The sequence below is a fragment of the uncultured Chitinophaga sp. genome (assembly GCF_937898475.1).
Lineage (GTDB): Bacteria > Bacteroidota > Bacteroidia > Chitinophagales > Chitinophagaceae > Chitinophaga.
Genome location: NZ_CALEJS010000012.1, coordinates 260,854 through 287,219 on the forward strand (window position 1 = coordinate 260,854; position 26,366 = coordinate 287,219).

General features: G+C 52.3%; 22 protein-coding genes. 14 read left to right on the forward strand and 8 right to left on the reverse strand.

Features of this window, described 5'->3' with window-relative positions; translation table 11 throughout:
* Positions 1-49 precede the first annotated feature (49 nt).
* The 14 genes from Q0577_RS04455 (at position 50) to Q0577_RS04520 (ending at position 15,793) form a co-directional block, all read left to right on the forward strand.
* Positions 50-493 carry a CBS domain-containing protein gene (locus Q0577_RS04455; protein WP_298733204.1) on the forward strand — a complete coding sequence of 148 codons (444 nt, stop codon included), beginning with the start codon at positions 50-52 and terminating at the stop codon, positions 491-493.
* 203 nt (positions 494-696) lie between these two features.
* Positions 697-1,170 (forward strand): NADH-quinone oxidoreductase subunit A, encoded by a 474-nt coding sequence (ndhC, locus tag Q0577_RS04460; RefSeq protein WP_298733206.1) that lies wholly within the window; start codon positions 697-699, stop codon positions 1,168-1,170.
* Between the two features lie 353 nt (positions 1,171-1,523).
* Positions 1,524-2,162: an NADH-quinone oxidoreductase subunit B gene (locus tag Q0577_RS04465; RefSeq protein WP_298733208.1), complete on the forward strand. Its 639-nt coding sequence runs from the start codon at positions 1,524-1,526 to the stop codon at positions 2,160-2,162.
* Positions 2,163-2,202: 40 nt separating this feature from the next.
* Positions 2,203-3,948, forward strand: coding sequence for an NADH-quinone oxidoreductase subunit C/D (nuoC, locus tag Q0577_RS04470; protein ID WP_298733210.1), 1,746 nt, complete (start codon positions 2,203-2,205; stop codon positions 3,946-3,948).
* Positions 3,949-3,975: 27 nt separating this feature from the next.
* Positions 3,976-4,440: an NADH-quinone oxidoreductase subunit NuoE gene (nuoE, locus tag Q0577_RS04475; RefSeq protein WP_298733212.1), complete on the forward strand. Its 465-nt coding sequence runs from the start codon at positions 3,976-3,978 to the stop codon at positions 4,438-4,440.
* 27 nt (positions 4,441-4,467) lie between these two features.
* Entirely contained in the window at positions 4,468-5,742 is a 1,275-nt protein-coding gene (nuoF, locus tag Q0577_RS04480) for an NADH-quinone oxidoreductase subunit NuoF (protein WP_298733214.1), read from the forward strand.
* Positions 5,723-8,419: an NADH-quinone oxidoreductase subunit NuoG gene (gene nuoG / locus Q0577_RS04485; RefSeq protein WP_298733215.1), complete on the forward strand. Its 2,697-nt coding sequence runs from the start codon at positions 5,723-5,725 to the stop codon at positions 8,417-8,419. Before nuoF ends, nuoG begins: the two co-directional genes overlap by 20 nt.
* Positions 8,420-8,555: 136 nt before the next feature.
* The gene (gene nuoH, locus Q0577_RS04490; RefSeq protein WP_298733216.1) at positions 8,556-9,506 is read left to right on the forward strand and encodes an NADH-quinone oxidoreductase subunit NuoH; all 951 of its coding nucleotides are present in this window, start codon (positions 8,556-8,558) and stop codon (positions 9,504-9,506) included.
* Positions 9,507-9,517: 11 nt separating this feature from the next.
* On the forward strand, positions 9,518-10,033 hold the full coding sequence (gene nuoI / locus Q0577_RS04495; RefSeq protein ID WP_298733217.1) for an NADH-quinone oxidoreductase subunit NuoI: 516 nt from the start codon (positions 9,518-9,520) through the stop codon (positions 10,031-10,033).
* Positions 10,030-10,557, forward strand: a complete 528-nt coding sequence (gene nuoJ, locus Q0577_RS04500; protein WP_298733218.1) for an NADH-quinone oxidoreductase subunit J — start codon at positions 10,030-10,032, stop codon at positions 10,555-10,557. The genes nuoI and nuoJ overlap by 4 nt, the downstream gene beginning before the upstream one ends.
* Positions 10,554-10,862 (forward strand): NADH-quinone oxidoreductase subunit NuoK, encoded by a 309-nt coding sequence (gene nuoK, locus Q0577_RS04505; protein WP_029464494.1) that lies wholly within the window; start codon positions 10,554-10,556, stop codon positions 10,860-10,862. The genes nuoJ and nuoK overlap by 4 nt, the downstream gene beginning before the upstream one ends.
* A gap of 40 nt (positions 10,863-10,902) precedes the next feature.
* Positions 10,903-12,792 (forward strand): NADH-quinone oxidoreductase subunit L, encoded by a 1,890-nt coding sequence (nuoL, locus tag Q0577_RS04510; RefSeq protein WP_298733219.1) that lies wholly within the window; start codon positions 10,903-10,905, stop codon positions 12,790-12,792.
* A 12-nt stretch (positions 12,793-12,804) separates the two neighbouring features.
* Positions 12,805-14,343 (forward strand): NADH-quinone oxidoreductase subunit M, encoded by a 1,539-nt coding sequence (gene nuoM / locus Q0577_RS04515; RefSeq protein WP_298733220.1) that lies wholly within the window; start codon positions 12,805-12,807, stop codon positions 14,341-14,343.
* A 10-nt stretch (positions 14,344-14,353) separates the two neighbouring features.
* Positions 14,354-15,793, forward strand: coding sequence for an NADH-quinone oxidoreductase subunit N (locus tag Q0577_RS04520; RefSeq protein WP_298733221.1), 1,440 nt, complete (start codon positions 14,354-14,356; stop codon positions 15,791-15,793).
* Here Q0577_RS04520 and Q0577_RS04525 read toward each other — a convergent pair whose 3' ends face one another.
* The 8 genes from Q0577_RS04525 to Q0577_RS04560 form a co-directional block, all read right to left on the reverse strand.
* Entirely contained in the window at positions 15,794-16,264 is a 471-nt protein-coding gene (locus Q0577_RS04525) for a hypothetical protein (protein WP_298733222.1), read from the reverse strand.
* Between the two features lie 290 nt (positions 16,265-16,554).
* On the reverse strand, positions 16,555-16,791 hold the full coding sequence (locus Q0577_RS04530; protein WP_298733223.1) for a hypothetical protein: 237 nt from the start codon (positions 16,789-16,791) through the stop codon (positions 16,555-16,557).
* Positions 16,792-16,855: 64 nt separating this feature from the next.
* Positions 16,856-17,566 carry a LytTR family DNA-binding domain-containing protein gene (locus Q0577_RS04535; RefSeq protein ID WP_298733224.1) on the reverse strand — a complete coding sequence of 237 codons (711 nt, stop codon included), beginning with the start codon at positions 17,564-17,566 and terminating at the stop codon, positions 16,856-16,858.
* Positions 17,553-18,614 (reverse strand): sensor histidine kinase, encoded by a 1,062-nt coding sequence (locus Q0577_RS04540; protein ID WP_298733226.1) that lies wholly within the window; start codon positions 18,612-18,614, stop codon positions 17,553-17,555. The genes Q0577_RS04535 and Q0577_RS04540 overlap by 14 nt, the downstream gene beginning before the upstream one ends.
* A gap of 105 nt (positions 18,615-18,719) precedes the next feature.
* Entirely contained in the window at positions 18,720-19,850 is a 1,131-nt protein-coding gene (locus tag Q0577_RS04545; protein WP_298733228.1) for a glycoside hydrolase family 76 protein, read from the reverse strand.
* Positions 19,851-19,946: 96 nt separating this feature from the next.
* Positions 19,947-21,092, reverse strand: coding sequence for a SusE domain-containing protein (locus tag Q0577_RS04550; RefSeq protein ID WP_298733230.1), 1,146 nt, complete (start codon positions 21,090-21,092; stop codon positions 19,947-19,949).
* A gap of 28 nt (positions 21,093-21,120) precedes the next feature.
* Complete coding sequence (locus Q0577_RS04555; protein WP_298733232.1) at positions 21,121-22,746, reverse strand: RagB/SusD family nutrient uptake outer membrane protein; 1,626 nt, start codon at positions 22,744-22,746, stop codon at positions 21,121-21,123.
* Positions 22,747-22,822: 76 nt separating this feature from the next.
* Positions 22,823-26,344: a TonB-dependent receptor gene (locus tag Q0577_RS04560; RefSeq protein ID WP_298733234.1), complete on the reverse strand. Its 3,522-nt coding sequence runs from the start codon at positions 26,342-26,344 to the stop codon at positions 22,823-22,825.
* Positions 26,345-26,366: the final 22 nt, after the last annotated feature.

The window sequence follows — 26,366 nt, forward strand, 5'->3', positions numbered from 1 at the left end:
CCACAAACTACTGACTACTTACGACTCTCAACGTTAAAAAGGCCTCGTTATGGGAACAGTACGCAACATCCTGCAAGCTAAAGGACATGCAGTTTACTCCATCCATCCGGACAATACCGTGTATGAAGCACTGATGGTGCTGGTAGAAAGAAATGTGGGCGCATTACTGGTAGTAGACGACCAGGACAAATTCCTGGGTGTTTTCTCCGAACGCGATTATGCCCGCAAGGTGATATTGAAAGGAAGGGCGTCTAAAGAAACGCTGATCCGGGAGATCATGACAGAGCGGCCGATCACCGTAACAGAAAATGAGTCTATAGAAGACTGTATGGTGAAGATGACAGACAAACGTATCCGTCACCTGCCTGTAACAGATGAGCAGCAAAGACTGGTAGGGCTTATTTCCATAGGCGATGTGGTGAAGTTCATCATCGATGAGCAGCGTTATATCATTAATAACCTGGAGTGCTATATCAACGGCACACATACCTGAATAAAAAAAACGGATATTGATGTTTTGAATAATTTTTTGTAAATTCATAACATATATCCGATACCGTAAGGATATCTTTCGCCTGCCAACAGCGTTTTGTAGGGTTTATGAATAGGCGACAGGCAATTAACGGTAGTTGAGCAAATTGCTTTTTGACAGATTTAAGGACTGAATTTTTATAATCGCTTGGAGGGCGATAAATTTTGCAAGGTTCAGTAATTGAAACGGCTCCCCTGTGGCCCTTCCTCGTATTCGGGGCCATCGTACTGGTACTGGTTGGTGCCATACTGGGTCTGTCCTATGTGCTCGGACAGCGGCATAAAGACCGCGCTACCGGTGAAGCCTATGAGTCCGGCATCCTCTCTACCGGATCAGCGCGTTTGCGCTTCCCTTCCCAATTTTATCTGATAGCAATGTTGTTTGTGATCTTTGATATTGAAACTGTTTTCATTATCTCATGGGCCATTGCATTTGAAGAACTGGGCTGGGCAGGATATATAGGAGTAGGTATTTTTATCTTCATACTCCTGGTAGTGCTGATCTATGAATGGCGCAACGGCGCCCTGGATTTCGGTCCGGACGGTAAAAAGATATTGCGCGCCTATAAGAAGCTGCGCAAAGGCAGGCAGCCGGATATGGAGCTGCCGCCGCTGCATCATACGCAGCCCGCTAAATGATAAAAACGTCGTCAGTCAACAGGCTGGCCACTGATAAGCAAAAACTGGATTAGCTGAAAAGCAAACGGTGTTAATTATTATTCCACGGATCTACTAAAAAAGACTGGCCCTGCTTTCCTCTACAGCCAGAATGGATCTTGTTACAAAAAACGACTGGTACATCTTCTACAGCCAGGACGAAGGAACCGATCACGGATTGAACAATTGAGCATTGCGAATGGTACCGCCATTGGCTGTTTGTATTGCTATTTGTGATCGTCTTGCTACAACATTATTACTTCAGGGTTTTTGGGTTTCATGCAACACTTTTCCTGCATGATGATTTGTAATTCTTCATTACGTAAATATTTATTATGGACTGGTGGTTAAGCAAAGCACAGGATCATACCGGTAAAGTAAGCGGTAACGGATCACTGGAAGAGGCCATGCAGCAAAGCATGATACTGAGTTCTGTAGACCGGCTGCTGGCCTGGGGGCGTAAGAACTCCATGTGGCCTTTTCACTTCGGCCTCTCCTGTTGTTTTGTGGAAATGGCTACTTCCATGACGCCTAAATATGATCTGGCGCGCTTTGGCGCAGAAGTGATCCGCGGTACGCCACGTGAAGCAGACGTGATGATCATCGCCGGTACCGTATTTATTAAAATGGCGCCCATCATCAAGCGTTTGTATGAACAGATGATGGAACCCCGCTGGGTCATTTCTATGGGCTCCTGCGCCAATTCCGGCGGTATGTACGATATCTACAGTGTAGTACAGGGTGTAGACAAATTCCTGCCCGTAGATGTGTATGTACCTGGTTGTCCGCCGCGGCCCGATGCTTTCATGCAGGGCCTGATGTTATTACGTGATTCCGTCGGTAAGGAAAAACGCCCGCTTAGCTGGACCATCGGCGACCAGGGCGTGATCAAACCTGAAAAGATATCCATGAAAGCGGTGTTGCACGATCAGCGGCAGCAAATGACGCAATTCAAAACACCGGATGAGATTTAGAGTCCATGACCATGGACCATGGACTAACAAAATAGCACCAATGATCGAAGATATCACAGCACAGTTACGTTCCCGTTTTGGAGAACATACCTTTAAAGAGGAAGTGGCGAGGGACGGTACCCTTACATTATGGATGCCGTCTGACAGGAATGTCGCCATCCTCCAGTATTTAAAATCGGCAGTACCAATGCCTTATCGCATGCTCTACGACCTTACGGCGATCGATGAGCGTGCGTATAAAAGACCCCAGAACGGACATGCCCCTTTTGATTTCACTGTTGTATACCATCTCTTCTCTTTTGAGCGCAACCAGTTCCTTCGCCTGAAAACAGGACTCCGCGGAGAATATCCATCACTAGCAAGCATTACCCACACCTGGCCCGCCGCCAACTGGTACGAACGCGAAGTGTTCGATATGTTCGGCATCCGCTTTGACGGGCATCCCCTGCTGAAACGTATCCTGATGCCGCCCACCTGGGAGGGGCATCCCCTGCGCAAGGAGCATCCCGCACGCGCCACGGAAATGGGCCCTTTCCGGCTCTTTGATGAGAAGGTGGATAAAGAGCAGAGCGCACTGCAATTCAGTCCTGAAGAATGGGGCCTGAAAAGGCACAGCGACGATGCGGATTTCATGTTCCTGAATATTGGTCCGCAACACCCCGGCACCCACGGCGTACTACGCATCATCCTGCAACTGGACGGCGAAGATATTGTAGACGCTGTACCCGATATCGGCTTCCACCACCGCGGCGCAGAGAAGATGGGCGAGCGGCAGTCCTGGCACACTTATATTCCCTATACAGACCGTATTGACTACCTGGGCGGGGTGATGAACAACCTGGCCTACCTGCTTTCCGTAGAAAAGCTGGCGGGTATAGAAGTGCCTTTAAGAGCGCAGGTGATCCGTGTAATGCTCTGTGAACTGTTCCGTATTGCCAGTCACCTGGTATGGTACGGCACCTTTGCACAGGACGTAGGGCAGCTGTCGCCCGTGTTCTACATGTTCACCGACCGTGAGCGCATCTTCGAGATCATCGAAGCCATTTGCGGCGGCCGGATGCATCCCAACTGGTTCCGCATCGGTGGCGTAGCGCAGGACCTGCCGAAGGGCTGGGATAAGATGGTGCGTGATTTCGTTAAATACTTTCCTCCCAAACTGCGGGAGTATGATAAAATGGTGATGCAGAATGCGCTGTTCAAAGCGCGTACTGTTGGCATCGGCATCTATACGCTGGAAGAAGCGATAGACTGGGGAGTGACTGGTCCGGGGCTCCGCGCCTGCGGCCTGGAATGGGATATGCGCAAGATGCGCCCCTACAGCGGTTATGAGAACTTCGCTTTTGAAATACCCACTGCCGCCAATGGCGATTGTTACGACCGTGCGCTGGTGCGCGTGGAAGAAATGCGGCAGAGCCTGCGCATCATAGAACAATGCCTGGAGTACATGCCGGAGGGCGATTTTAAATCGCATCACCCCCTGGCCACTCCACCGGTGAAACAATACACCATGCACGATATTGAAACGCTGATCCACCACTTCCTGAACGTGAGCTGGGGCCCGGTGATACCCGCCGGCGAAGCCATGAGCTGTATAGAGGCCACCAAGGGATGGAACGGTTATTACCTGATCAGCGACGGCAACACCTCTCCCTACCGGGTGAGGGTGCGTACGCCATCATTTCCCCATATGCAGATGATACCATACATCAGCCGTGGTTATACCGTGGCAGACCTGTTGTCTATCCTGGGCGGAATGGATTATGTGCTGGCGGATATAGACCGTTGAACCAAGCTACTTACTGACTTTTTATATATGCTGACACCAACAGAAATATCAAAGATCGAACATGAGCTGCAACACGTGCCGGTGAAGAAGGCGGCAGTGATAGAGGCATTGAAGATCGTGCAGCAGGAACGGCGCTGGGTAAGCGATGAGAACGTGGAAGATATAGCCACCCTGCTGGGCATGAGCGCAGATGAAGTAGACAGCGTGGCCACGTTCTACAATCTTATTTTCCGGCGGCCGGTGGGGCGGCATGTGATCCTGGTTTGCGACAGCATCAGCTGCTGGGTGATGGGATATGAAGATCTTAAGAAAGCGCTGATGGATCACCTGCAGATCCATTATGGCCAAACCACACCTGACGGGCGTTTCACCTTATTGCCGAACGCGTGCCTGGGTACCTGCGACCACGCACCCGCGCTCATGGTGGATAATGACCTGTACAGGGATCTTACACCAGGCATGATCAAAAATATATTAGACAAATATGTCTGAAAGTTTTAAACGCTCAAAAATTTAGTTATGGAGGCTCCTCTCACTTCGAACATCAAACCGGGCGTTTCGCTGGATATCAAAACCTACGAAGCTACAGGCGGTTACCAGGGATTGCGGAAGGCCATGCAGATGACGCCGCAGGAAGTGACGGCCCTGGTAAAGGAGTCGAACCTGCGGGGCAGGGGAGGTGCAGGTTTCAGCACCGGTATGAAGTGGAGCTTTGTGCCGATGAATGTGGAAGGCCCCAAATACCTGATCTGTAACGCGGATGAAATGGAGCCGGGTACGTTTAAAGACCGCTGGCTGCTGGAAGGCAATCCGCATCAGCTGATAGAGGGTATGATCATCAGCGCTTACGCGATACAGGCCACTACTTCTTTTGTATTCCTGCGCTGGGCCTATAAGCAGGCAGCGCAGGAGATCCGCAAAGCCATTGCAGAAGCCTATGCAGCCGGTTACCTGGGCAATAACATATTAGGCAGGGGCTTTCATCTTGAGATGCACCTGCACACAGGTGTGGGCCGCTATATGTGCGGTGAGGAAACCGCCCTGCTTAATTCGCTGGAAGGCAAGCGGGCCGTTCCCCGCGCCAAGCCGCCCTTCCCGCAGATCAGCGGTTTATTCGGCAAGCCTACCATCGTCAATAATGTAGAAACGCTTTCGTATATACCGCATATCGTGAATAAAGGCATTGCCTGGTTCCAGTCGCTCAGCCGTACCGGCGACGGGGGTACGAAGATATACGGCGTCAGCGGCCGGGTAAACAAACCCGGCGCCTGGGAGCTGCCCATGGGCGTTACCATGCGGGAGCTGCTGGAAGAGTACGCAGGCGGTATGCAGCACGGCTACAGCTTCCGCGGCGCTTTGCCCGGCGGCGCTTCTACCGATTTTCTCACTTCGGCCCACCTGGATGTGCCGATGGACTTTACTTCCGTTGCCGCCGCGGGCAGCCGTTTAGGCACCGGTACCATGGTAGTGCTGGACGATCACACCTGCCCGGTGGGTTTTGTACATAACCTTGAACATTTCTTTGCCCAGGAATCGTGCGGGTTCTGCACGCCCTGCCGGGAAGGCCTGCCCTGGACAGAAAAGATATTATATGCCCTGGAGCGGGGAGAAGGCACGGAGGAAGACCTGGAGCAGCTGGACCTGCACACCCGCCTGCTGGGACCCGGTAATACTTTCTGTGCGCTGGCGCCCGGCGCTATGGAGCCCCTGCAAAGTGCGCTGAAATATTTCAGGGAAGATTTTGAACAGCATGTTCACGAAAAAAAATGTCCGTATGGCAACTATACACATTGATGGTAAAACTTACCAGGTAAAGGAGGGCAGAAACCTGCTGGAGACCTGCCTGTCGCTGGGACTGGACCTGCCTTATTTCTGCTGGCACCCGGCCCTGGGCTCTGTAGGCGCCTGCCGCCAGTGCGCGGTAAAAACCTTCAGGGATGAGCAGGATACCAAAGGCCGCCTGGTAATGTCGTGCATGGAGCCGGTGAAAGATCAGCTGCGTTTGTCCATCAGCGATAAGGAAGCCGCCGCTTTCCGCGAACAGGTGATCGGCTGGCTGATGACCAACCACCCGCATGACTGCGCCGTATGTGATGAAGGCGGATCCTGCCACCTGCAGGATATGACGGTGATGACAGGCCACAGCTACCGCAACTACCACTTCAGTAAACGTACACATAAAAACCAGTACCTGGGCCCCTTCCTGAACCATGAAATGAACCGCTGCATACAATGCTATCGCTGCGTGCGCTTCTATAAGGATTTTGCAGGCGGTAAAGACATGGATGTATTTGCGGCGCATAACCACGTGTACTTCGGGCGGCACCGGGATGGTATCCTGGAAAGTGAATTCAGCGGTAACCTGGCGGAGGTTTGTCCTACCGGCGTATTTACCGATAAAACATTGAAACAGCACTATACCCGCAAATGGGATATGACCTATGCGCCGTCTGTATGCCAGGGCTGCGGACTGGGTTGCAATATCATTGCCGGTGAGCGCTATGGCTCATTGCGGCAGATCACTACACGCTACAATGGAGCAGTGAACGGTTATTTCCTCTGCGACCGCGGGCGTTACGGCTATGAGTTTGTGAACAGCTCCCGCAGGATCAAACAAGCTGCCGTGCGTGCGCTAACGGGAACGGACATCGGAACAGCAGAAGTGCTGCAGTATGTAAAAGATAAACTTGCCTCCGGGAAGGTGATCGGTATTGGCTCTCCGCGTGCATCGCTGGAATCCAATTTTGCCCTGCAGCAACTGGTAGGGCGCCCGCATTTTCACCTGGGCATGTCTGACACGGAACATGATCTTACCACCCTTGCCTTAAAAATATTGCGACAGGGTCATGTACGCACGCCTTCCATGCAGGAAGCCGCTACTGCTGATGCAGTGGTGATACTGGGTGAAGACCTGCTGAACACGGCGCCGATGATGGCTTTGTCTGTCAGGCAGGCCGTGAACCGCCAGCCCGCACAGGAGGCCATGAACACCACCCATGTGGCCAACTGGCAGGATGCGGCCGTACGGGAGGCCATGCAGGACAAACACGGCCCCTGTTTTATCCTGAACGTACAGCCCACCAGGCTGGACGAGCTGGCCACCGTGGCTTATCAAACGGCGCCTGAAACCATTGCCCGCATTGGCTTTGCGCTGGCCCGCGCGCTGGGCGCACCATTGGCCGGGATCAATGACCTTACGGATCAGGAACAGCAACTGGTAACGCAGATGGCGGCTGCATTAATGAATGCTGCACGGCCACTTGTTATCGCCGGTTATGGCAGCGCCTGTGAAGGCGTGCTGCGTGCCGCCTCCAATATCTGCGAAGCATTGCATCAGCATGCCAAACCTTCCATGCTGGTGCTCACCACGCCTGAATGTAACAGTATGGGACTGGAAATGCTGGGCGGGCTTCGCCTGGACTCTGCTGTGGACGCGGTGATGAACGGCGAGGCCGATACCGTGATCATACTGGAAAACGATCTTTACAGGCGGCTGGACAAACATGCGGCAGATAATTTCTTCCGCCGCTGCAAGGAAGTCATACTGATAGATCATCTCTATAACGCCACTGCTGAAAAAGCCACTGTATTACTGCCCGCCGGCACTTTTGCAGAATCAGACGGTACGATGGTCAATAATGAAGGCAGGGCACAACGCTTTCTGCAGGTGTATGCACCCGCCACCACCGCAATACAGGAAAGCTGGCGATGGCTGCTGCAGCTGGGCCGTGTTACCAATTGTGAACGCCTGCGTAATATGGAGTTCTTCGATGATGTGATCCACGCACTTACACAACAGGTACGCTGCTTTGCAGGGATAGAGAAGCTGACGCCGCCTGCGGATTTCCGCATCGCCGGACAGAAGATACCACGTGAGCCGCATCGCTACAGCGGCAGGACCGCCATGCTGGCCAACATCAGTGTGAGCGAACCCAAGCCGCCGGTAGATGGTGATACGCCGCTTTCTTTCACCATGGAAGGTTACCGCGGAGAACCGCCTTCTTCTGTGATCCCCTTCTTCTGGTGGCCGGGATGGAACTCTGTACAATCCATCAATAAATTCCAGGTGGAGATCGGCGGCTCACTGCATGACGGCGATCCCGGTAAACGGCTGATAGAGCCGGGCGGCAATGGTCAGCTGACCTTCTTTACAGATGTGCCGGATCATTTTGTAGCCTGCGCGGGGCATCTGCAGTTAGTACCCTTATATCATATCTATGGCTCAGAAGAGCTGAGCGTTCATACACCGGGTATTGCAGAACGGATGCCTGCACCTTATATCATGCTGAGCCCTGAAGACGCCAGGCGTTACCAGGTGGCAGAGCAGCACCAGTTACAGGTCGCGGTCGACGGTCATCCATATACGTTTATGGTGAAAGTGAACCCGGCCCTGCAACGCGGCATGGCAGGCATACCGGCAGGATTGCCGGGAACGGGGATTGTGAATATGCCGCAGATGGCAAAAGTATAAATGTTTAAAGTTTGAGGTTTGAGGTTTGAGGTTGGTGAAAGGTGAAAGGTTGCCGGCTAGCGTGTCCGCCAGGAGCAATTATCCTGAACTTCAAACTTTCAACAAACCTCAAACTTCAAACCACAAACTAAATATTATGAGTACAGGACAATATTGGCTCGTGATTGGCGGCGTACTGTTCGTAATACTGAACACCGCAGCTGGTTTGATATGGCTGGAGCGCAGGGCGCTGGCCCTGTGGCAGGACCGCTACGGACCTAACCGCGCGGGACCTTTTGGACTGTTCATTGTACTGGCGGATACCATTAAGCTGTTCTTCAAGGAAGACTGGATACCGCCATTTGCAGACAAGATCGTGTTTGTATTTGCGCCGGCGGTGGTGGTGGCCAGTGTGCTCATGAGCTTTACGATCATCCCTTTTGCGCCGAATGTGATGGTGGCAGATCTGAACATAGGGCTGCTGTTTTTCCTGGCCATGTCTTCCATGGGGGTGTATAGCATCGTGCTGGGCGGATGGGCCTCCAATAATAAGTACGCATTGCTGGGCGCCATGCGTGGGGCTTCGCAGATGATCAGCTATGAGGTGTTCATGGGATTATCGCTCATGGGCGTAGTAGTGCTCAGCGGTACTTTTAACCTGCGGGAGATCGTGGAAGCGCAGCGTGGCGGCTGGTATATTTTGCCGCAGCTGATAGGCTTTTTCATTTTCCTGGTAGCCGGTATTGCAGAAACGCATCGCCTGCCCTTTGATATACCGGAGGCAGAAAGCGAGCTGGTGGCGGGCTTTCACTCGGAGTACTCCGGTATGAAGTTCGGTATGTTCTTCATTGGCGAATACATGGGCATTACGCTGATCTCTTCCATGGTGGTGACACTGTATTTCGGCGGATGGCTGGGCCCTGCTTTCCTGCCGCCGGTGATCTGGTTTGTGCTGAAGACCTTTGTGTTCATTATGCTGTTCATCCTGCTGCGGGCTTCCATGCCGCGGCCCAGGTATGATCAGCTGATGGAGTACGGATGGAAAATATTATTCCCGTTGTCATTGCTCAACCTGATGGTAACGGCAGCTATTAAGTTACTTCTGTAAAATCACTGATCATGTTTAGTTTATTGCGCAGTATGTGGCTGGTTTTCCTGCATATGTTCCACAAAAGGGAAACGTACCAGTATCCTGAACACAAGGCGCCTATACCGGCGCGCTGGCGGGGGCGCATTGCGCTCACCCGCGATCCGGACGGGGGAGAGCGTTGCGTGGGTTGTTACCTCTGCGCTGCCGCCTGCCCGGTAGACTGCATCTCCCTGCAGGCTACAGAAGCGGAGGACGGGCGCCGTTACCCGCTGTTCTTCCGTATCAATTTCTCCCGCTGCATCTTTTGCGGCTTCTGTGAAGAAGCGTGCCCTACGTATGCTATACAACTATTACCTGATTTTGAAATGGCGGAATACAACCGGCAGAACCTGGTGTATGAAAAGGAAGACCTGCTGATCAACAGCCAGGGAAAATATCCCGGCTACAACTACTACCGTGTGGCAGGTATGTCTATACAGGGTAAAGACAAAGGAGAAGCCGAACACGAAGAACCGCCGGTGGACATTAAAAGCCTGTTACCATGAACATCGCCTTTTATATAGCTGCGGCTATCAGCATATTCTCTACCGTGATGGTGATCACGCGTTTCAATATCATGCATGCGCTGCTGTATCTCATCGTATCGCTGTTATCTGTAGCGGTGATCTTTTACCTGTATGGCGCGCCGTTCATGGCGGCGCTGGAAGTGATCATCTATGCAGGCGCCATCATGGTACTGATCATCTTCTTTGTGATGATGCTGAACCTGGGGCCGGAGACCACGCGCAATGAAAAGCAGTGGCTGAAGCCCGGTATGTGGATGCTGCCTGCCCTGCTTTGTCTGATATTGCTGATAGAACTGGCCTACCTGATTGCACAGAACAAAGCGCCTGCTACCGGCATTACACCGGTAGCGCCCAAAGAAGTAGGGCGCAGCCTTTTCGGGCCTTACATACTGGCCGTAGAGCTGAGCGCCATGCTGCTGATGGCAGGTATTGTGGGCGCCTACCACCTGGGCCGTCAGAAGAAAAAGATCTTACATCGTTTTTTTGAAAGTAACGCATCATGAACATACATCCTACAACCGCGGGTATGACACTGGCAGGGATCCTGTTTGTACTGGGACTGATCAGCATACTTATACGCCGCAATATGATCTTTATGCTGCTGTCTGTAGAGATCATGCTGAACGCGGCAGGACTTGCCTTTATCGTAGCGTCTTCGCACTGGGCGCAGCCCGATGGGCAGGTAATGTTTATGTTCATCCTCTCTATGGCCGCGGCAGAAGTGTCTGTAGGCCTGGCGTTGATCCTGCAGCTGTACCACCAGCTGAAATCGCTGGACAGTGATGAGGCGAGCAGAATGAGGGGGTAGTGGGAAACTTTCACAATTTGGACACTTAAAATTTTGTGTTATGCTTTGGTTGATACCGGCGTTGCCATTTATTTCTGCACTGATGCTCATATCGGGCTGGCGTGTTTTTACACGTGCGGCAGTTTCCATTATTGGCTGCGGCAGTATTGGCGTAAGCGCTTTGCTGACCATTGTACTGGGCATTCAGTTTATGCAGTCGGGCCAGACCAGTGCAGTGCAGCATCTGTGGGAGTGGATGCAGGCGGGCAATTTCAGCGCAGGGGCTGATCTGCGGCTGGATGCCTTGTCGCTTTGCTTTGCGTTTGTGATCACCTTTGTAGGTTTCCTGATCCATATTTATTCTACCGGATACATGGCGGAAGATGCGGACTACGGCCGTTTCTTTGCATGCATGAACCTGTTTGTGGGCGCCATGCTGGTTTTGGTACTGGCAGATAACCTGCTGCTGCTGTACTTTGGATGGGAGGGTGTAGGGCTTTGCAGTTACCTGCTGATCGGGTTCTGGTATAAAGATCCTGCCAATGGATATGCTGCGCGTAAGGCCTTTGTGGTTACGCGTGTAGGCGATACCGCGATGGCCATTGCGCTGTTCATGCTGTTCCAGTTCACCGGCAGTTTACAGATACAAAGTATCCTGGATAAAGCGCCCGGGTTATGGGCTGCCGGGAATGCAACCGTAGTATGGATCGCATTCCTGTTACTGGGCGGGGCGGTAGGCAAGTCTGCACAGTTACCGCTGCAAACCTGGCTGCCTGATGCCATGGCGGGCCCTACACCGGTGAGCGCCCTGATACATGCGGCTACCATGGTAACGGCGGGCGTGTATCTGATAGCTCGGATGCATACCTTATTTGAACTGGCGCCGGCTGCGCAGACAGGTGTTGCCATTGTTGGTGCTGTTACCCTATTGCTGGCGGGCTGCAGCGCGCTGGTACAGCGGGATATTAAAAGGGTACTGGCTTATTCCACCATCAGCCAGATTGGTTATATGTTCCTGGCGCTGGGGGTAGGTGCATGGTCTGCAGCTATCTTCCATTTTGTGACGCATGCCTTCTTCAAAGCATTGCTGTTCATGGGCGCGGGTGCGGTGATCGTTGCCATGCACCATGAACAGGACATGATGAAGATGGGAGGCCTGCGAAAGCAGTTGCCTGCGGTGTACTGGGTATTCCTGACAGGGGCTGCCTCACTGGCGGCCATCCCCTTTATTACTTCCGGGTTTTACAGTAAGGACCAGATCGTATGGCTGGCCTGGTCTTCGGCACAGGGGCATACATTGTATTGGGTATGCGCCGTTACAGGTGCTTTCCTGACGGCCATGTATACTTTCCGTATGGTGTTCCTTACATTTTTCGGAGCGGCAAGGAACCATCAGCATCCGCATACACCTGGGCCATCGATGATGATACCGCTGTATGTACTGGCGGTATTAAGTACGGTGGCAGGTTTTATTGAGCTGCCGCATACACTGGGACATGTAACACTGTTCAGCGATTTTCTCCGGCCCATGTTGCCTGCTGTGCAGCTGTTACAGGAGTCAGCAGCGCTGGAGTGGGCCTCCCAGCTGCTGGCAGCGGGCCTTACCTTCCTGGGTATCTATATTGCCTGGCTGTGGGTGATCAGGCAGCCGGAAGGTATGAAGCGTTTTGCACAGATGCCTTTTATGCAGTGGCTGCGCGTGTTCTGGATGAAGGGATGGGCCTTTGACGATGTATACAATGCGCTTTTTGTGCAGCCCTATGTGCAGACCGCCCGCATGAACCGCCGGGATATGATTGACCGGATCTATACTGCTCTTGCCGCCATCACGCAATGGTTCCATGATATACTGGCCCGTACACAGAACGGCATCCTGCGCTATTATGTGATGGGTGTGGTGATAGGTGCAGTGGTGATACTGAGTGTACTTATCTGGAAAGTTTACGTTTAAAATATTACCGGCATGATCCTCTTATATATCATACTCATTCCCGTTATAGGCGCTTTGCTTTCCTGGCTGGTGTCAGCCAGGAGTGTGACGTTGTGCCGATGGATAGCTTTAGCCAGCCTGTTACTGGATCTTGTTATTGTTACCGGCATCTGGCTGGACCAGGGAGACGGTGGTAAGGGATGGCTGTACAACTGGCAGGCGCCCTGGATACCGCAGTTTGGCATTACCCTGCACCTGGCCATGGATGGGCTTAGCCTGGTGATGCTGGTGCTTACGTTCTTCCTGGGTGCATTATCCGTGCTGGTATCCTGGAACGAGATCAGATGGCGGGCGGGTTTTTTCCATTTCAACCTGCTGTTTGTGATCACGGGTATAGCGGGCGTTTTCCTGACCATGGACCTGTTCCTGTTCTATTTCTTCTGGGAAGTGATGCTGATACCCATGTACTTCCTGATCGGTATCTGGGGGCATGAACGCAGGGAATATGCCGCCTATAAATTCTTCATCTTTACCCAGGCAGGCGGGCTGCTGATGCTGCTGGCTATCCTCGGGTTGTATTTTGTACATGCGGCTAACACCGGTGTATATACGTTTAATTACTTTGATCTGCTTCATACGCCAATGGCGCGCAGCCTTTCGCAATGGCTGATGCTGGGTTTCCTCATCGCTTTTGTGGTAAAGCTGCCAGCCGTGCCTTTTCATACCTGGCTGCCGGATGCGCATACAGAAGCGCCCACCGCCGGCAGCGTAATACTGGCCGGGCTACTGTTAAAGACAGGCGCTTATGGCATATTACGTTTTGTATTACCCCTGTTTCCCGCAGCTGCCCAGGATTTCGCCCCCTGGGCAATGCTGCTGGGAGTAGCGGGCATCCTGTACGGGGGACAGCTGGCGTATGCACAGCCGGACTTTAAACGGCTGGTGGCGTACACCAGTGTAAGCCATATGGGCTTTGTACTGCTGGGCGCTTTTGCCTTCAACGAAGTAGCCTACCAGGGTGTAGTGATGCAGATGATCACGCATGGTATCAGCACAGGGGCATTATTCATGCTGGCGGGTGTATTGTATGAACGTATCCATACCCGTGAGCTGAGCAGGATGGGGGGCTTGTGGCCTGTGCTGCCGGCGATGGGCACCGTGACGATGATATTTGTGATGGCTTCGCTGGGCTTACCCGGACTGGGTAATTTCATTGCCGAGTTCCTGATACTGGTAGGCAGCTGGCAGGCCAACCGGCCGCTGACCGTACTGGCGGCCATCGGGCTGGTAATAGCTACGATTTACTCATTGCGTATCATGCAGAAAGTGTTTTTCGGGCAAACGGAAAGACAGTTCGGTCTGCCTGATCTCAATACCAGGGAATGGGTGATGCTGGCGCCCCTGGTGCTGGTGATCATCTGGCTGGGCGTATATCCCAAACCGGTGCTAAAAATGCTGAATACTGCACGCGGAACGCTGAACGCAGCACGCGGAACGCTGCATGTGGCGGAGGCGCCTGACAATACAAAGCGCATGCAGCCTTCAGCCTTCAGCGTTGAGCCTAACCAATAAACTTCATACTATGACCTTCGACGATCTGCTCAGCCTGGGCCCTTTGTTCAATATCTGCGGCGGCGCGGTCATTGCCATGCTGCTGGTAGCCATCTGGCGTAACCACCGGTTGGTGTATTACTTTACATTACTGGTCTATATACTGGCGCTGGCTTCTGTGGTGCCGGTAGCAAAGCTGTTGCCGCATATCATTGCGCCGCTGGTAGTGGTAGATATGTTTGCGCTGTTCAACAGCGGGGCCATAGTGGGTTCGGGACTGATCATCGTACTGTTATCCTACAACTATTTTGAGGAGCGGGAAGAGCGGAAGGAGGAGTACTATCTTTTATTGCTGCTGGCCACTGCGGGAGCGCTGGTGCTGGTGATCAGCCGGCATTTCATGTCGCTGTTCCTGGGACTGGAAATGCTGAGCATCAGCCTTTATGGGCTGATCGCTTACCTGCGCGCCCGTCAGCGATCAGACGAAGCGGGGATCAAGTACCTGATACTGGCCGCCCTTTCATCTGCTTTCCTGTTATTTGGTATGGCGCTGGTGTATGGGTTTACCGGGCATATGGATTTCCCGGGCATAGGCGCTTACCTGCAGCAGGCAGGCAGTGTACCGTTGCCAGTGGTGGCGGGTTTCGGGCTGATGCTGATAGGCATTGGATTTAAGCTGGGCATTGTACCTTTTCATATGTGGGCGCCGGATATTTACGAAGGGGCGCCGCTGCCGGTGGCCGCTTTTGTAGCTACCATCTCCAAAGGGGGCGTGCTGGTGGTGCTGATCCGGTTCTTCCAGGATGTGAACGGCACCCAGTATACCATGCTGTGGTGGATACTGGCTATTACTGCCGTAGCATCCATGTTTGTGGGCAACTGGCTGGCGCTCACACAGCAGAATATTAAACGTATGCTGGCTTACTCTTCCATTGCCCACCTGGGCTACCTGCTGGTGGCCTTCCTGGCAGGTAAGCAGTCCGGGCTGGAGGCCATCGCCTTCTACCTGGTGGCTTATTTTCCCACCAGCATAGGTGCTTTTGGAGTGCTGATCGTGATGAGCAGCAGTGTGCAGGATGCAGAAACGGCGGAGGATTATCGTGGATTGTTCTGGCGTTATCCCTGGGTAGCGCTGGCATTTACGGTGATGCTGCTTTCGCTGGCGGGTATTCCGCTGACAGCGGGCTTCATCGGCAAATTCTATATTGTATTGGCGGGGGCAGACGGCAACCATTGGTTCCTGCTGCTGATGCTGGTGATCAACAGTGTTATTGGTCTGTACTATTATATCCGCATTGTGGCCATGATGTTCCGTACCACGGAAACGCCACAACGTACCTTTATCAAACCCGCCCTGCCCCTGGCGGGCAATATTACACTAGGTTTGGTGGTATTGCTGCTGGTGGGACTTGGCGTGTATCCCTCCGCTATGATGCAGCTGATACAGCAGATGATGACGCTGATCAGGTGATCAGCGTGCCTGGCGGTTAAAGTACCGGGCCGTCATGGTGGCCACGGGAATGCCTATGGCGAGTATGAGGATCAGCATACCCAGGAGGGAGGGGCCCAGCCGCAGGGGAGGCTGTTTATAGGCGGAAATGGGCAATACTACCAGGTTCATGATGCACCAGACAATGGCTCCGTACAGGATACCGCTTACAAGGGGCTGTTTGTGCAGGAAGGAAAGGCGGGGATATACCAGGAAATAGCCGATGGTAAAAAGCATGGCGATCAGGTAGTGGAAAAGTAGCCCGGCGGTTGCCATGGCGGCGCCGCCTGCGTAGGCTTCCCGCCCAAAAATACCGCTGGCGATACCTTGCAGTATCTGCACAGCGGTTGCTTTGTCCAGGATCACGGCATAAACGATGACAGCAGCGAGTATATCCAGCGTGCCGGCTATTACACCGGTACGCAGCATCGTCTTAAATGTTGGAGAAAGCATATTCAAACAGGTTTAAAAGGGCATGGTTCCCGTAACAGATTCAGATTTTGTTATGAGCGATACAGGATACCTGGTTTGTTGATTCAGCACTTTACATCCGGCGGAAGGAGAGATGCAGCTGGCTGAATGAGCGTCTGGCAGTACAAATGTAGTGATGGGCCTGCAGGTAAAGCAGGCAATTCAACGGGGAACAGGCAGGAGGCAGCAGAAAGGGGATACGGGCCCCTGTGCGGCGTTGGTACGGTGCAAAATAACGGTGATATGCTGAAAACTGCAGGTGATGTTCCTGCTTAGTTGATGGAGGGCAGGTGTATCCCGGTATTGTCGAAAATAATGCTGTCTATATCTTCTATTGTGTTCACACTCAGGAGGGAAGCAAACTGCATGGGGATGGGAGAGCACATCCAGGTGCCGCCTTTCTGTACTACGCCAAAGGCGGTTTTTCCAACTTCTATCTTATAGTACTTGTTACCTTCCAGGAAATGAAAGCCTAATGCCAAAAGCCGCTCGGGAGTGATCTGATCCATGTATTATATTTTTCGTAAATATAATACCTTTTTGTTTAAAAGGAAGTCTAATGTCGTATAGTCCTTAGGGTTGTTCCAACAGGCTTACTACCAGTTCCTTATAGCTTCTGCCGATGGGGATGGGTTTTCCGTTCACTTCTACATCGGTAGCGGTAAAGGCTTCTATCTTGTCTTTGGCAACGATGAAGGAGCGGTGCACGCGCAGGAAATTATTACGGGCCAGCAGCTCTTCGATCTGGCCGATCTGGAACTTGGTAAGAATGGTTTTGTCGCGGGTAACGATGCGGATATACTCCTTCATGCTTTCGATGTAGAGGATCTCATCCAGGTAGATCCTGACTTTCTTTTTGCTGACATTGAAAAAAAGGTGCAGTCTTTCCGGTTTGGCGGGAACAGGGGTCACGGGCGGTGCGGGAGGCGTAGATTGTTTGAGTTTGTTGACGGCCATGAGGAAGCGGCTGAACTCAATAGGTTTCAGCAGGTAATCCACCACGTTCAGTTCATAGCCCTGCAGGGCGTACTCCTGGTAGGCAGATGTAATAATGACCTGGGGCGGGTTTTTAAGCGCTTTTACAAAGTCGAAGCCTTTGAGCTTAGGCAGATGTATATCGAGGAAAATAAGGTCTATTTTCTCCTTTTGCAGCATGTCCATTGCATAGATGGCATCACTGCAGATCCCTTTCAGCTGGAGAAAGGGCACCTGTTTGATATAGTCTTCCAGTACTTCTGCCGCCAGGGGCTCATCTTCCACGATGATGCAGCTATAGTTTTGCATGACTGTCCAGGTTTATGGTGAGGTGTACTTTGAACCTGTTCTGCTGGTCCTGCACATCCAGTTTATATTCCTTGTACATCAGCTCGAGCTGGCGTCTAACGTTGCTCAGGCCGATATTGTCTGTAATGGCGCTGCCATTGCCGTTCTCCTTACTGTTCTCTACCAGGAAGTTCAGTACACCCTGGTGTAAGCGAAGGTCAATATAAACAAAAGCATCCATCCGCGATTCACTGACGCCGTGCTTAAAGGCATTTTCCACAAAAGGCAGGAGGAGCAGGGGGGCTACGGGAAATGTACCGTTGTCCACTTCTTTACGGAAGGTAACGCTTAGTCTCTTGTTATAGCGGATCTTTTCCAGTTCGAGGTAATCATCCAGCATTTTGATCTCATCGCAGACGGGAATGGCGCTTTTACCGGTTTCATAAAGCATGAAGCGCAGCAGCTTGGAGAGCTTCATCACTGTTTCGGCGGTATAGTCTGATTTTTTGCGGGCCAGCCCGTAGATATTGTTGAGCGTATTAAAGAGGAAGTGCGGGTTGATCTGGTTGCGGAGGAACTTCAGCTCTGTTTCCAGCTTTTCCTTTACCAGGTTCTTTTCCCGTTCCTTGCCTGCCAGCTGGATACGCAGCAGGTGAAGGGTAACAACGGTGCCGCTGACAAAGCCCATGTCCATAATGCCGAGCAGCACGCTGGCTACGTTAAACAGGGCTTTTGTTTTCAGCAGGCCCTCGTATACCCGTGGATAAATGAAGTAGTTATAGGTAAGGCGATAGAGTACCAAAATGACGATGAACACCGCTGCTATTTTGGTTACTTCCTGCCATAGGCGGCCTTTATCCTGCAGCAGGCGGTTTACTGATACGTAGATCACAAAATAGGCGAAGGACATTTTGAGAATGCCTACGGAAAGCGCCGCCTGCAGGGACATGGCAAAGCGTGTACTTTCCGGGATGCCCGGAAGGGCTGGTCCTACCCAGAGGAACTCCAGCAGGGAGTCCTGCAGGATGTATACTACCCAGAATAAAATATGCAGCAATACCCGTTTCATGCGATCCAAAAATCGTAAAAAAGACGGTTATTACTGCATAAAGGGGACCAATGACGGTTTTCAACGGATGAAAAGCAGGAAGGTGGGGGAAAACACAACCTGCAACTACTCCTCCAGCTGCGCTACTGCTTCCAGTAACATACAGCCGCTTAGTTGCGTAGTCATATCTGTAGTGGTGGCGGTACTGTTCCAGGCGGTGTTGAAGAGCACCTGCGGTTTGGTGGTGCCCTGCAGCCACAGGGTTTCAGCGTTCAGCCGCAGGAAGCTGGCAAACTTTGTTTTGTCTGTGCTGCTGATATCGGTGTCGGTGATGAGCAGCATGAGATAGCGTACCAGTATGCCTTTGAAGAGGCCTCCATCGCCGCCGCCTTCAGACTTCAGGATGTTGTTCTGTGTGAAATCGCCACCCAGTGCATTGTTGGCGGTTTTCAGGGCGTCGTTGAGGTAAGCCTGTTCGCCGGTGAGCTTATACAGTTCCACCCCGGCGCCAATGAATACGCCCTGGTTGTAGGTGAAGCGCCAGTTTTTATCAATTGCGCCGTTGCCTTCGCGGTTGATGCCATCCCAAACAAGGCCGCTGGCGGGATCTACCAGGGTTGTTTTCTGCCATTGGTAGATCTTTTTTGCCCAGTCGAGATCAGCTGCGTCATGTGTTACCTGGTACATACGTGCTGCAATGATAGCGGCGGGCGCATTGGCAGGCGTGTTTTTGTAGTTCCTGCTTTTGTCTTTATTCCAGTGAATGCCGCCGCCCCAGGTATCGTCCCAGCCGCCTTTGATGTCGTTCCACAACAGCTGTGCGGTGGTCTTGTAACGGTCGTCCTGTGTGGCTTCGTAGGCCCGGAGACAGGCCAGCGTCATCCACTCCATATCGTCGTAGAAGTGATTGATATAAGTGTTGCCGTTCTTTGCTTTCATGCCATCCAGCAGCTCGCTCATTTTGTCTTTGTAGGCATCGTTACTGGTACGGATGTAGCCATCCACCAATACATCCAGGGCATGCGCATTGGGCCAGTAGTTGAAGGTGAGGTCACCTGCATTGTTGGCATTAAAGTATTTGCCGCCGGCGTTGTAAAAATTGCCGGTCAGCGAAGCCTGGGCCGAGTCTGCAATAGCGGGCCAGTCAAACTTGTACACCGCTTTATTGGCGCCCGGTCCGGGACCTTCATCTTTCGGCTCTTTCAGGCAGGATGTAAAGGCAACAGATAACAGTATTATCAGGAAGGAATATTTCATGTTAGAAGGTTTGAGGGTTTGAAAGTTTAAATGTTTGAGACGTTCGCGAAGACGCTTAACTGTTCAGACATTTAAACTTTCAAACATTTAAACGAATTACAGTACGATCACTTCGTGCGTGTAAGCTTTATCATTATAGAAATACACTTTCACGTCACAGGCTTTCGTATCTACTTCTGTTTTGAATTTATAACAGTAGTTCCACTGGTCGTTGTTGGTAATGGGAAACAGGTTCCAGAAAGACAACGGCGTGGCGGCAGTAGGACGGGAATTGTCGGCATTGGAGCTGCCCAGCCATTCTTCTGCATCGGCGCCGTCGGCGGTCTTGGTATTAAGGCGGAACTTGTAGCGCTCATCGCGGCCCCATGATTCCTGCCTGAAGGTGATCACCTGGTTGGAAGCCGTGAAGGTGCCGTTACCGGAGTAAGTCAGGTCAAACATGATCTGGTTGTTAGGTGCAAACCAGAGTCCCATACCGGTGATCTCTGTAACGGTGGCAACGGTGTTGTTGAAGTCCAGCCGGATGCGGTACACCTTGGTGCCGCCGCTGTGGGTGGATTCTCCGCCTTCTTTCAGCACGGTACCTTCCAGTGAATAGGTAGCAGGTGTACCGGTGTTACGGTCGGTAAAGTGGTATTTGCCGTCTTTCAGTGAAGTATACAGTTCAAACACACCGCTGGTGATCATTTTCATGCGGATGGCCTTTGAGAGGTCCGCGCCCGTTTCGGTGGCATCGCCGGTGAGGAATACGTCTACCGGTATTTCAGCAAAGCCATTGGGCCTTTCCACTTCCAGCAGGCGGCTGGTGCTGGCCTGCTGAATGTTATATCCTTTGGCGGCAAGTACGGTCCATTTCAGTTTGCCGGTACCTAGTGCAGGGATGCCGGCTGCGCCTGCAATGCTGTTCAGTTCTTTGTGCGACAGGCTCAGTTTGTTCTGTACGCCGCCGCCGTCTGAGGAGAATTTGGCGATGGGATTGGAGAAGTCGCCGCTCTCTTTATCGAAGGCCACTTCATACAATACGAGGGAGCCGTCTTCTGCACGGGCCTGGTCCCATTCAAAACTTACGGTAGCGCTGGTAGCGGGTTGCAGCTTTACAAATTTATTATCTGCAGGAGCATTGAGCCTGCTTACGGGCTGCAGGTTCGTGTTCAGTTTGTAATCATCTTTTTTACAGGCGCTCAGCAGCATGCCCATTACGAAGGGCAGTATAGCGATAGTATGTATCAAACGTTTTTGCATAAACGGAATTTTAATAGTAGTACAATTGTTACCAACCCTGGTTTTGTCCGAGATTATTGTTCTGGTCGCGCTCAAAAGTGGGCACGGGCCACAGGTAGTGCTTGGGATTGTTAAATCCGCGGTTCTCCACGATGATGTACCCGTTTGGGTCTCTGTTGAAAGCGCCGGATGTTACCCTGATACCTCTAACAGGTCTGTTCATTACCTGGTCTGCTATTTTCCAGCGGCGGATATCGAAGATGCGGAGGCCTTCAAAAGCCAGTTCTGCCCTTCTTTCGCGGCGGATCACATCGCGCAGCTGTGCCTGGGAGAGCGCGGTGTTGAACTCAGTAGCGCCTGCATCGGTGAATTTAGCGCGTACACGTAAGGCGCGGATGGTCTGATTCCAAACGGCGGCATTCATCTGGCCCAGCTCATTCTTTGCTTCGGCATAGGTGAGCAGCACTTCTGCGTAGCGGATCAGGATGAGGTTGAGTGTAGACTGGTAATTGGTAGCCGCGCGGTCATAATATTTCTGGAAATAATAACCGGTAGGAGAGGCGCCCTGGTCGTCTACCGTGTTGGTAGCAGGGTTGGAGCCTGGCTGCGTAAGAATGGTTTGCAGTGTGCCGGTGAAATCTGTTACGGTAGAACCGTGATGCAGGATGGTGGCTTCAAAGCGCGGGTCCCTGTTGGTGTAGGGATCGTTTTCGTTATAGCCGGAGCCTGCTTCCCTGATACCTCTGCCGTTCAGCATAATATAGTCGTCTACCAGGTCTTGTGTAGGTACGAGCACACTTCTTAACTGCGTTACGGTCTGCGGCATGAAAGAGCGCTGCCGGTCGTAAGTGCGGCCGCCGCCGTACTGCAGGTCCAGCACTACTTCGCGGTTGTATTCATTGCCAACGGTGAAGATGCTGCTGTAATCGTTCATCAGGCCATAGGTGCCATTGTTGCTGCTGTTCAGGAGCAGTTCACAGTCAGTGGCGGCTGCCTGCCATTCACCGGCGTACAGGTGTACACGTGCGCTGAAGGCAATGGCGGCGCCGCGGGTAATGCGGCCCCTGTCTGATTCAGCATAGCCGCCGGGGGCGCCGCTGTAATCATTGACGGGCAGATCGGCAAGGATGGCGTTCAGCTCGCTCTGTACAAACTGCAGCACCTGGTTTTTTGCCGTGCGGGTAATGGTACGTGATGCATCCATGGAGATCACGTTGGTGAAAAAAGGTACGTCCCCATACCAGTTCAGTAATTCAAAGTAAGCGTAAGCGCGTATAAAGCGGGCTTCCGCGGTGAGACGGCGTTTCAGCGTGCTGTCCAGCGCGGGTACTTTGCCGATATTCTCTGTAAGGTTGTTGCACCTGCGGATGGTGGTGAAGTAATAGCCCCAGGTATCTGTTACCCTTCCGTTGGAGGGATCATAGCCGCCGTTGGCGATGGCGGTCACGTTCTGGTAGCCGTTGCCGTTTACATAGGCGTTATCGCTCAGGCCTTCGTTGCCGAAGAAGTAATCGTCTTTGGAGAGATGTTCATAACAGGCGGCGAGGGCGTCCTGTGCATCATTTGCATCCCGCCAGTAGGCAGTTTCAGTGAACTCCCGCGTGATCGGCTGATCCAGCTTACGGCAGGAGACTAATGCGGCGATGCCGAGTAGTATAACAAGTGACTTTTTCATTCGTTTAATTTTTGTTTGAACGTTCGGAACGTTCGCGGATCATTCTCAAGCTTTATAACCTTTAAACATTCAAACCTTAAAATTTAACATCCAGGCCAATGGCATAGGTAGCTGCATTGGGATAGTTACGCCCTGCGATGGGGTTGTAACTGGCATTGTTCAGCTTATCGTCATACTGGGTGAACTCCGGATCCACGCCCAGTTCGCGGAAGCGTTTAGGCATGATGGTGATCAGGTTCTGGCTGGTGAAATAGATCCTCAGGCTTTCCATATTTACCTTGCCGGTGATGGAACGGGGCAGGGTATAACCTACCTGCAGGTTCTTGAGGCGGAGGTATTTGGTATCGAACATCCAGTAATCGGAATAAGCAAAGTTGTTGGCGTTTGCAGTACCGATGGTCAGGCGTGGATAGCTGGCGCCTGGATTGGTGGGCGTCCAGCGGTCCAGGTGCTGCACAAAGGCGTGATCCTCGTTGTTGTGGAATGCTTCCACGATATCGCCGCGCAGGAACTGTGAGCGTTTACCTACGCCCTGCCAGAACATACTGAGGTCAAAACCGTGCCATGCCACGTTATAGGTAAAGCCAAAAGTGTAGCGGGGGAAGGGATTGCCGAATACATAACGGTCGTCTGCATCGATCACTCCATCTCCGTTACGGTCAATGTAGCGGATATCACCGGGCATTACCTGCTGGTTGTAGGCAAAGGGAACTTTAGGCGCATTCTTGATATCGTCGAGGTTCTGGTAAAGGCCGTTCGATCTGTAGCCAAAATAGGAAGCGATAGGGAATCCTTCACGGATGATAAAAGTGTAATCGCTGCCGCGGATAGACTCCTGTCCGAATTTGATCACCTTGTTCAGGTTGTCTGACAGGTTAAAGCCGAAGGAATGGCTTACCGGACCCGTATTGGTGCGGTAGGTAAGCGCCAGTTCCCAGCCTTTGTTGTTCACGGTGCCTACGTTCTCCAGCGGAGACTTTTCCTGGTCGGTAGTTACACCGGCGGTACCGGGTACTGTCTGGAAAAGATAGATACCGGTGGTATTCTTGTTGAAATAATCAAAGGAAGCGGTCAGCTTGCCGTTAAAGAAATCTGCATCCACGCCGTAGTTGGTCATGGTGGAAATTTCCCACTGCAGCAGGTCGTTATAGGTAGAGTACACGGCGCCTGTAACGGGGGCGTTATTAAAGGAATAATAGCCCTGGTTCAGGTATACCCTGGAGAGGTAGTTAAAGCCGCCGATGTTGGAGTTACCCACACGGCCCCAGGAGAAACGGAATTTAAAGTTGCCGATGTTGTCTTTCACATACTGCATGAAGTCTTCATCGGTAACGCGCCATCCCAGTGAGAATGCGGGGAAGAACTGCCAGCGGTGACCGGGTGCAAGTTTGGATGAACCGTCATAGCGCCAGGTGAATTCTGCCAGGTATTTATTGTCATACACGTAGTTCACCCTGCCAAAGAGAGAGTTCAGCGCAAACAGGTTGGGATTGCGGATCTCGTTGTAATTATCGAGGCTGCCGTAGTCGAAAGTGCCGTCTGGTTTGGGGCGATAGCCGCCACCGATGGACCAGTCGTCATCCAGGTTGGTCATCCCGATACGTTCTGCACGCAGGCCATAGTCTTCGTTAATGGCATCGCTACGTGCACCTACCTGGGCTTTCACGTAATGCTTCTTAAAGAACGTGTTCTCATATTCAGCAGTAGCATATACGTTGGTGTTAAGATCCTTGCGCTCTGACTGAAGCAGCTCATTGAACTGCGGCGGGTTGGCCGTGGTGTAGTAGGGCGCATAGCTGAACTTGTTGAAGCGGCGGGTTTCGGTGTTGATGTTATATACGCCGGATGCGTTGAAGTTCAGGCGGAAGTTCTTCACCGGTGTGATGGTCACATCCAGGCCGCCCATCAGGTTATCTACTTCATTCAGTTTATAACCGCCTTCTGCCAGCTGGGCAAATACGCTGTTGCTGGTGAGGGAGGGTACCACCCAGTTGCCCAGGCTATCTTTTACAGGATAGATGCGGGGTACGCGCATAGCGTCGCGCATGGTGATACCCATGTCAAAAGGAAGGGTGCGGAAGTATGATTTGGTGTAGGCCAGGTTGGCGGCCACCTTTACATACTGGCTAACGTCTATGCCTATATTGGCGCGGGCGTTGTAGCGTTTGTAGTAGAAGTCCTGGTCGGCCGGCAGCCATTTATTCTGCAGCATGTTACCCTGGTTCACATATCCCAGGGAGAGCAGGTAGCTGCTGCTCTTACCGCCACCGGTAACGCTTACACTGTGGTTTTGCTGCGGCGTGGTTTTGCGGATCATCTCGCGCAGCATGGCGGGTTCAGAGCCACGCTGGTGCCAGTGTTGAATTTCCTCTGACGAGAACTGCGGTGTTTTACCGGAGTTTACCAGGGCTTCATTCTTCAGCGTCATGTACTCCCATGCTTCTACCTGGCGGGGCAGGGTAGTAGGCGTTTGCAGTCCGTACATGCCGTTGTATTGTACGCTGGGTTTCTGGTCGGTCTTACCTCTTTTTGTGGTAATGTAGATCACGCCGTTGGCAGCCTGTGAACCGTAGATGGCGGAAGAAGCCGCATCTTTCAATACGGAGATGCTTTCCACATCATAGGGATTGAGGTTCTGTAAACCCGTAGTGCCCGCCTGTACGCCATCTATGATGATGAGGGGCGCATTACCGGTAAGACTGCCTACACCGCGGATGTTCAGCGTGAGGGCGGCGCCCGGTTCAGCGGTGTTCTGCTGGATGGTAAGGTTGGGCGCCAGGCCTTGCAGCGCCTGGAACATGTTGGCGCTGGGACGGCTGGTAATATCCTTGGTAGCTACGGTGCTGATAGCGGCTGTTACCTGTGCTTTTTTCTGCGTGGTATAAGCCGTTACCACCACTTCTCCCAGTTCTTTGGAGTCTGACTCCAATACCACGGTAATGTTAGTTCTGCCGTTGATCCCCACTTCCGTTGCCGTGTAGCCAATGGAAGAGCATACCAAGGTACCATTGGCTTGCCCACTGGGGACCTTTAGCGTAAAAAAACCGTTCTCATTTGTGGTAGTACCGATGGTGGAAATGCTTTTCAGGCGGATGTTCACACCAGGAATACCTTCGCCGTTGTTGTCTACCACGCGGCCGTTGATGGTCACTTCCTGCTGCTGCTGGAATTCGGTGGCCGGCTCGCTGCCCTGGCGGAGGATGATCTTGTTATCGATCAGCTCATAGCTCACGTTGAGCGGAGACAGGAGCATGGGCAGCACTTCGCTCAGCTGTTTGTCTTTTACATTCAGTGAGATGCGTTGTGCGGTTTTGACAAGATCGTTCGAGTAAACGAACACGTAAGTGGTTTGCTGTTCGATCTTTTCCAGCACCTGTTCCAGGTGCTCATTCTTTACCTGAAGGCTGATACGGCTTTCAAGGGTCCTTTCATCGTGTTTTTCCTGCTGGGCGTCGCGGTGCGGCGGCGGCATGCTGTAAGCGTATGCCACCTGTGCTTTAAGGTCGAGCATGTTGAGCAATGCCATGCAGATGACCAGCGGTAAGCACCATGAGCGGACAGCGGGCGAAAGGAGTGCAAGTAGAGATTTTACTCTCATAGCGTGGACGTTTAGCATTAAA